This window comes from Aeromonas allosaccharophila, from assembly GCF_000819685.1.
Taxonomy (GTDB): Bacteria; Pseudomonadota; Gammaproteobacteria; order Enterobacterales; family Aeromonadaceae; genus Aeromonas; species Aeromonas allosaccharophila.
Genome location: NZ_CDBR01000011.1, coordinates 44082 through 51026 on the forward strand (window position 1 = coordinate 44082; position 6945 = coordinate 51026).

A 6945-nucleotide genomic window follows, 5' to 3' on the forward strand; every position below is an offset into this window, starting at 1 on the left:
ACCGGACCGTGAGTCCATCCGGGACTCACACAGGGGACGTATTCTATCAGAAAACAGCCAGTTGGGGGCTTTATCTTACTCCGACCAGTTATGCAACAAAAAAGGCGCTTCACGCGCCTTTTTATTCACTTCCGGTCAGCCCTTGCCCAGCAGGGAGCCCAGATCGTCCGCCTTGGTGTGGCGCACATCCTTGCCTTTCACGTAGTAGACGATGTACTCGCAGATGTGCTGGCAGCGATCGCCGACCCGCTCGATGGCCCGCGCCGCCCACAACACGTTGAGGACCTGGGGGATGGTGCGAGGATCTTCCATCATGTAGGTCATCAGCTCGCGGATGATGGACTCGTACTCACGGTCTACCTTGTCATCTTCCTTGTAGACCGCCAGCGCTGCATCCAGATCCATGCGGGCGAAGGCGTCGAGCACATCGTGCAGCATCTTGATGGTGCGACGGCCCATGTTCTCCAGCGACACCAGCGGCGGCTGCGGCTTGTTGGCGTTGTCGGTCAGCATGCGGGCGATCTTGTCCGCCACGTCGCCTATGCGCTCCAGATCGGTGATGGTTTTGATGATGGCCATCACCAGTCGCAGGTCGGAGGCTGTCGGCTGACGCTTGGCGATGATGCGGGTGCACTCCTCGTCGATCGCCACTTCCATGGCGTTGACCTTGTGGTCGTTGGCCACGATTTTGCGCGCTGCATCGAGATCCTGATCGTGGATCGCCGCGATGGCGTCGGTGAGCTGCTGCTCCACCAGACCGCCCATCACCAGCACCTGATTGCGCACGCTCTCGAGCTCGGCATTGAACTGACCGGAGATGTGTTTATTGAGGTTCATATTGTCCATACAAATAATCCTTGATGCTCCGATTATGCCTTAGCCGTTGAACTGGCCGGTAATCTGTTTATTGATGCTCATCTTGTTCATACCAATAATCCTTGTTGCACCAACCATGCCTTAGCCGTTGAACTGACCGGTAATCTGTTTATTGATGCTCATCATGTTCATATCAATAACCCTTGTTGCATCAACCATGCCTTAGCCGTAACGACCGGTGATGTAATCCTCGGTCTTCTTCTTGGCCGGGGTGGTGAAGATGGTGTTGGTATCCGAGTACTCGATAAGCTCGCCCATGTACATGAAGGCGGTCTGATCCGACACCCGCGCGGCCTGCTGCATGTTGTGGGTCACGATCACCACGGTGAACTGGCTCTTGAGCTCGTTGATCAGCTCCTCGATGGTGAGGGTGGAGATGGGATCGAGCGCCGAGGTCGGTTCATCGAGCAGCAACACTTCCGGCTCGATGGCGATGGCGCGAGCAATCACCAGACGCTGCTGCTGACCACCGGAGAGACCGAAGGCGTTGTCGTGCAGACGATCCTTCACCTCATCCCACAGAGCAGCGCCACGCAGGGAGCGCTCGGCGGCTTCATCCAGGGTGCGGCGATCGTTGATCCCCTGCAGACGCAGGCCATAGACCACGTTCTCGTAGATGGACTTGGGGAAGGGGTTCGGGCGCTGGAACACCATGCCCACCTGACGACGCAAAGCGGAGACATCGACGCTCTTGTCATAGATGTTGTGGCCGTGCAGCTGGATTTCCCCCTCGATGCGGCAGATCTCCACCAGATCGTTCATCCGGTTGATGCAGCGCAGCAGGGTCGATTTACCACAGCCGGACGGGCCGATAAAGGCGGTCACCTGCCCTTTGGGGATCTTCATGTTGACGTTGAACAGCGCCTGCTTGCTGCCGTAGTACAGGTTGAGATCCTTCACCTCCAGCGCGGTCTGCTCCGGGCTCAGGTTGAGCAGATCCAGCGCGGTGTGCTGGGTGGACGTGGTCGTTACGTTGATCATCTGTTACCTCAAAATCAGTCTGGAGTAGCCGGACTCTTGCCAGCGACCGCCATGATTGCTGCTGACAGATGGCGGCACTCTTTGGTCCGCGCATCTGTTCTCTCGATTTTGTCTCAAGGAAGCCGGATTAATGCTCCAGCGACCGGAATTTCTCGCGCAAGTGGTTACGAATACCGATAGCGGTCAGATTCAGCCCCACGATCACCGTCACCAGCAGGAAGGAGGTGGCGTAGACCAGCGGGCGTGCCGCCTCGACGTTGGGGCTCTGGAAGCCGACGTCATAGATGTGGAAGCCCAGGTGCATGAACTTGCGCTCCACATGCAGATACGGGAAGTTGCCATCCATCGGCAGGGTCGGTGCCAGTTTCACCACCCCCACCAGCATCAGCGGCGCCACTTCACCGGCCGCACGGGCAATCGCCAGAATAAGGCCGGTCATGATGGCCGGACTCGCCATCGGCAGCACGATGCGCCACAGGGTCTCTGCCTGGGTCGCGCCCAGTGCCAACGAACCCTGACGGATGGTGCTCGGGATCCGCGCCAGACCCTCTTCGGTGGAGACGATCACCACCGGCAGGGTCAGGATAGCCAGGGTCAGCGCCGACCAAATCACACCGGGTGAACCAAAGGTCGGGCTCGGCAGCGCTTCCGGGTAGAACAGCTGATCCAGCGAGCCACCGAGTGTGTAGACGAAGAAGCCCAGACCAAACACGCCGTAAACGATGGAGGGCACACCCGCCAGGTTGATCACCGCAATGCGGATGATCTTGGTCAGACTGTTCTTGCCCGCATACTCGTGCAGATAGACTGCCGCCACCACCCCCAGCGGGGTCACGATGATCGCCATCAGGAACACCATGAAGACGGTACCGAAGATGGCCGGGAATACCCCGCCCTCGGTGTTGGCTTCACGGGGATCGTCAGAGACGAACTTGCCGATCTGGTGGAACCAGTGGCCCACCTTGGCCAGCAGGCTCATGTCGTTGGGCCATACCACATCCAGCACCTTGGACATCGGCATGGTCACCAGCTCGCCGCGCATGTCCTTGACCGTGATGCTGTCTCTGTCCGCCTGGGCTCGCAGGGAGAAGAGCTCTTTTTCCAGCACCTGATAGCGATCGTTGAGGGCCTGACGCTCGCTGGCCAGTTCGGCTTTGAGCTGATCGGTCAGCTTGTCATCCAGCTCGGCCTTGCGCTCTTTCAGGCGCAGCCGCTCCAGTTGATAGTTGATGCTGCCAATGTCCCCTTTTTGCAGATCGTTGGCCTGTTCGGAGAGGGCATTGGCTCGCGCCAGCACCCGCTGCAGGGCAGGATGCAGATCCGAGGTGAGCTCGCGGCCATCCTCTTTCACCCCGACGATATAGCCGTAGAAGTTGCCGTTGGTGGCACGCTCAACCATGGCCAGCTCGGCTGGCTGGCTCTGGGACTTGATGTCCGTCTCCAGCACCCAGCGAAAATCGAGGTCAACGAACTCGCGGTTGCCGGTCTTGACCAGATAGCGGGTCAGCAGCTCGCGCTCTTCCCCTTCCAGCGGCAGACCTGCGGCGCGCAGTCGCTCCACCGGCACCAGCTCGCGATCGTTGATTTCGCCGATCAGTACGCTCTTGTTGCCGCTCGCGTCTTCCAGCTGCCACTCATAGATGGGGTGCGGCCAGAAGTAGACCAGACCACGCCAGCCGATCAGCAGCAGCAGACCCAGTACCGCCACCAGACTCAGGCTGACGGCACCGCCGGTCATCCAGATCCAGGGGGCCCCTGATTTAAACCACTTACCCATTGTCGATTCCTTGTCCATTACAGAGTCGCCCCTTACATCGAGCTGTATTTTTCACGCAACCGCTGACGGACAAACTCGGCCAGGGTGTTGAACATAAAGGTGAACACAAACAGGACGAAGGCGGCGAGGAACAGCACCCGATAGTGGGAGCTGCCCACTTCCGACTCCGGCATCTCCACCGCGATGTTGGCGGCGAGGGTACGCAGCCCCTGGAACATGGAGAAGTCCATGATGGGGGTGTTGCCGGTCGCCATCAGCACGATCATGGTCTCGCCCACGGCGCGGCCAAGGCCCATCATCACCGCCGAGAAGATGCCAGGGCTCGCGGTGAGGATCACCACCCGGCTCAGGGTCTGCCACGGGGTGGCACCGAGGGCCAATGAGCCCTGGGTCAGGTGCTTGGGCACCGAGAAGACCGCATCTTCAGCGATGGAGAAGATGGTGGGGATGACCGCAAAGCCCATGGCGATACCGACCACCAGCGAGTTGCGCTGGTCAAACTTGATGCCCATTTCGTGAGTCAGCCAGATGCGCGAATCGCCGTGCATAAAAGCATTCTCGATGAGCGGGCTCAGGGCGAAGGCCCCCCAGCCAATCAGCAGCAGCACCGGAATAAGCAGGATGGCGTGCCACCCCTCCGGCAGCCAGGACTTGCCGCGCTCCGGCAGATAGTTCCAGATCAGCGCAGTCAGCAGCATCCCCATCGGCAGCAGCACCAGCAGCAGGATCACCCCGGGCAGCGCACCCTCGATGATGGGTGCCAGCCACAAGCCCGCCAGGAAGCCCAGGATAACGGTCGGCAACGCCGCCATGATCTCGACCGTCGGCTTGACGTATTTGCGCAGCCCCGCCGACATGAAATAGGCGGTATAGATGGCACCGGCCACGCCGAGCGGCACAGCAAACACCATGGCGTAGAAAGAAGCTTTCAGCGTACCGAATACCAGCGGCACCAGACTCAGCTTGGCTTCAAAGTCGTTGCTGGCAGAGGTGGATTGCCACACATACTGAGGCTCCGGATACCCTTCATACCACACCTGTTGCCAGAGGGCAGACCAGGTTACTTCGGGGTGTTCGTTCTCCACCGAGAACAGCTTGAAGGTGTTCCCTTGCTGCATCAGCAACAGGTTGTGACGGGGGGAGATGGCCAGGGCAGAGAGTTCGCCCCCTTCCACTGTCTCGGTCAGCAGCTTGGTCTCGCCGGTGGCGTGGAAGAAGCTGATGATGCCGTCCTTGTCGGCACTGATGAAGCCTTTGCGAAAATGCTCGGGAGTCAGCAGATCTACCGCGCCATCGCCCTTGAAGTCACGGATCTGGGTGAACTGGCGTTTGCCATCCTTCGCCACTTCGAACCACTGGGAGATGACGCCGTTGTCATTGCCGACCAGCAGCGAAGAGGCGCCGGAGAGCAGCTGAACCCGGGTCACGTTGGCGTTGGAGGCATTGATCTCCAGCACGTTGCGCAGGGAGATTTCGCTCAGGTTATGAATGTCATAGACGGAGAGGCGATTGCCCTCGCGCACGAACAGGATCCGCAGATTGGGGGTCAGCAACATCTGATCCACATGGCGCGGCAGAGACGGAATCGTGTAGTTTTCACTGCTCCACTCAATCTCGCCGGAGAGGAAGTTCTCCTCACCGCTCATCACCGTCATCACGCCACGACCATCTTCGGTCACGGCGGCGGTCGCCATCTTGTCCTTGGTGGCTTCGAACACCATCAGCTGCAGCGCCTTCCCTTGCGGGTCGATCACCACCGGCTCTTCGCCGAAGGGATATTGCAGGCTGGGTTCAATCACCCGCACATCGTTGGGATAGGAGACCTTGAACGCTGGCTGGACGACCTGCGCCTTGCCATCGGCAAAACCGTAGGCGATCAGCCGCTGGCCCGGTGCCGGGGTCGCCACCGTGGTGATGTCACCGGCAACCTGGGCCTGACCCAGTGACTGGCCGACCTTGATCTTGTCATCTCCCTGCACCGCAAAGAAGTTGACCTGCCCTTTATCGCTGAAGCGATAGCCGATCTCGTTCTGCTCTTCCACGCCGAGCCAGGCGGTCTTCCCTGCGGCGGGCAGGGTAAACGATGCGGTCGGCTCCATGGAGGCGCCATTGAAGATGGGTTTCACCACATAGAGCAGATAAAAGAAGATAAGCAGCAGCGCCACCAGTACCAGGGCTCCGCCTGTGGTGACGCCATATTTGGCCAATTTATCCTTGATCCGGCGTTTTCTACTGCCCGCCATGACTAGGTTTAACGATTCCGATGACATGCAAGACCTCAATGTAAGCTAGGCTTGGCGGCATTATATGGCGGTTGCATGACAGTTTTGTTACATCGGAACCGCTTTAACAGCGGTTGTTAGCGGAAAAAAACGCGGGGATTATGTCGAAGGAAGGCGATCACAACACATTGTTTATAAAGTGATATTTATAAAGGCAATCAGCAAGGGCAGCCTGCGCTGCCCCCGATTGATTCAGGAAAGGGTATCGTTTGATTGTTGCAGCGCCTGTTTGGCTGCCTTTTTCTCTGCACGGCGACGCTTGAAGAAGGCCGACAACTGGGCCGAGCAGGCATCGGCCAGCACGCCGTCGGTCAGCTCGACCCTGTGGTTGTGCCGTGGGTCCTGCAAGATCTCGAACACCGACCCCGCGGCACCGGTCTTGAGATCCCGGGCGCCGTAAACCACCCGCTTGACCCGGCTATGGATCAGCGCACCGGCACACATGCAGCAGGGCTCCAGCGTCACATACAGGGTGGTATCGAGCAGGCGGTAGTTCGCCAGCTGCTTGCCCGCTGCCCGGATCGCCATCACCTCGGCATGGGCACAGGCATCGTGTTCGCTGATGGAGCGATTCCACCCCTCGCCCACCACCTGACCATCCAGCACCAGCACGGCACCGACCGGGATCTCGCCAATCCCTTCGGCGCGGTCAGCCAATGCCATGGCATGGCGCATCCACTGTTCGTCCTGCTTGGTTTGACTCGGTGCCTGACTCGGTGCCTGACTCTGTGTCTCTGGAACCTCTGATGGTTTCACTCCCATCCCCTCTTTATATTGTTATATTGTTCAATTGTGCTGTTTGCATTCCCGCTATCCACACCTGTCAGATGACTCCATAGATAGCTGGCATGATAGCTCGCAGTGACAGGGCGGCGATTATGCCAAATCTGCGCGTCAGACCCAAGCCGCATCCCGACTGAGCAATAAAGAAGCAATCGGCATCTCTATGATAAAAAAGGAGTTGCACCCGTTTGGCCATGCTATTAGACTTCCTCCCCGTCAGCCGAGTCTGACTCCGTCGGTGTGTAG

The 6945-nt window shown here is 59.0% G+C and carries 5 protein-coding genes; all 5 read right to left on the reverse strand.

Annotation, left to right across the window (positions count from 1 at the left end):
- Window positions 1-135: 135 nt before the first annotated feature.
- Window positions 136-846: a phosphate signaling complex protein PhoU gene (gene phoU / locus BN1115_RS02170; RefSeq protein WP_042060395.1), complete on the reverse strand. Its 711-nt coding sequence runs from the start codon at window positions 844-846 to the stop codon at window positions 136-138.
- 192 nt (window positions 847-1038) lie between these two features.
- Window positions 1039-1857, reverse strand: coding sequence for a phosphate ABC transporter ATP-binding protein PstB (gene pstB / locus BN1115_RS02175; RefSeq protein WP_033138278.1), 819 nt, complete (start codon window positions 1855-1857; stop codon window positions 1039-1041).
- Window positions 1858-1984: 127 nt separating this feature from the next.
- Entirely contained in the window at window positions 1985-3634 is a 1650-nt protein-coding gene (gene pstA, locus BN1115_RS02180; protein WP_042655871.1) for a phosphate ABC transporter permease PstA, read from the reverse strand.
- 32 nt (window positions 3635-3666) lie between these two features.
- Complete coding sequence (locus BN1115_RS02185) at window positions 3667-5904, reverse strand: ABC transporter permease subunit (protein WP_042655872.1); 2238 nt, start codon at window positions 5902-5904, stop codon at window positions 3667-3669.
- Between the two features lie 204 nt (window positions 5905-6108).
- A complete protein-coding gene (gene tadA / locus BN1115_RS02190) occupies window positions 6109-6591 on the reverse strand; it encodes a tRNA adenosine(34) deaminase TadA (RefSeq protein WP_042655873.1) in 483 nt (160 codons plus the stop codon).
- Window positions 6592-6945 lie beyond the last annotated feature (354 nt).

Bases quoted from the DNA above. Each gene is read 5' to 3' on its own strand.
- phoU (WP_042060395.1), bottom strand. From the start codon at position 846: ATGGACAATATGAACCTCAATAAACACATCTCCGGTCAGTTCAATGCC.
- pstA (WP_042655871.1), bottom strand. From the start codon at position 3,634: ATGGGTAAGTGGTTTAAATCAGGGGCCCCCTGGATCTGGATGACCGGC.
- pstB (WP_033138278.1), bottom strand. From the start codon at position 1,857: ATGATCAACGTAACGACCACGTCCACCCAGCACACCGCGCTGGATCTG.
- BN1115_RS02185 (WP_042655872.1), bottom strand. From the start codon at position 5,904: ATGTCATCGGAATCGTTAAACCTAGTCATGGCGGGCAGTAGAAAACGC.
- tadA (WP_042655873.1), bottom strand. From the start codon at position 6,591: ATGCGCCATGCCATGGCATTGGCTGACCGCGCCGAAGGGATTGGCGAG.